At 64.0% G+C, this 966-nt stretch carries 1 protein-coding gene and 1 pseudogene; both read right to left on the bottom strand.

The window, feature by feature from the left end:
* Positions 1 to 238: 238 nt before the first annotated feature.
* Complete coding sequence (locus RBA41_RS33340) at positions 239 to 517, bottom strand: helix-turn-helix domain-containing protein (RefSeq protein ID WP_306628636.1); 279 nt, start codon at positions 515 to 517, stop codon at positions 239 to 241.
* Positions 514 to 966: pseudogene (locus RBA41_RS33335) on the bottom strand (hypothetical protein); the annotation flags it as partial. The gene RBA41_RS33340 and the pseudogene RBA41_RS33335, both read right to left, overlap by 4 nt.

The raw sequence follows: 966 nt of genomic DNA, 5'->3' as shown, positions 1-966 counted from the left end.
ATGGCGGCCTCCTGGTTGAGATGGTTTTCTATTTGCGTGTAGGCCAGCTCGCGCTGACGCTGCACTTCCGCACGCAGTTTCGCCTTGACTCCGGCCAACGCTGGTTCGCCGTCCTCCCTCCTGACCTGGTCGTAAGCGACTTGGCGCACGTGCTGTGGGGCTCCCGCCAAAAGGCGGATTTGACAGCATTCCCGGTGGGCATTAAAGCGCCCCCACAGCGCCACGCAAAAATCGCAACTCACCTGGTCGGGCCGACGAGGAAGCTGCGGATCGTGGTGATCGACATGTCCGCTACGTCGTGGATGCGGATCATCATCGCCGCGCTCAGCGCGACCTTGACGTTCCGGATATTGCTCACGTTCGTCGGGGAGACGCCCAGTTCGCGCGACAGGGCGGCGTCGTTCTTGACGCCGAGCTTCGCCATGACAGCGTCGAGCAGCATGCCGACGTTGTAGGCCGGGTTGTTGACGTCGATCGTCACGAATTTTCTCTCGGTGGTGGTGGTAGTGGTGCTCATACGTCGTCCTCATCGGTGATAGGTTGGTTTTTTCGTGCTCGTGATGCTTTCAAAATTGCTTTCATGCCGGCCACGGCACCGGCCGGCATTCCTTTTTTGGCGCGGGGAGACACCTCGGTCGGATCGACGATTCCCACGCGGCTCTGGCGCGGTTGTGCCGGCGGGACTCCGCCGTTGTCGATCGCAGCTTGCACCCGGCCCTTGAACGCCAGGGCGGACTCGCCAGCTTGCGCCGGCTGCAGTCCCAGCCGCTCAGCTTCGGCCGCGACGCTGGCGTCCGACGCCCACCAAGCCTGGCTGGCCCGAGCGCCAGTCGCACGTTCCGGGCCTCGGGCATTGCGGCACCAGTTGCGCCACGGGCCTTCCCATTCGAGCTTGACGCCACGGGAACCTGCCATCGGCACCCAGTGGTCCCGGAACGTCGCAGCCACCTCGCGGACATGGTCTTG

This window comes from Massilia scottii, from assembly GCF_030846495.1.
Lineage (GTDB): Bacteria > Pseudomonadota > Gammaproteobacteria > Burkholderiales > Burkholderiaceae_D > Telluria_A > Telluria_A violaceinigra.
Note: the sequence above shows the minus strand (reverse complement) of the source record. Positions and strands in the feature narration are given on the sequence as shown.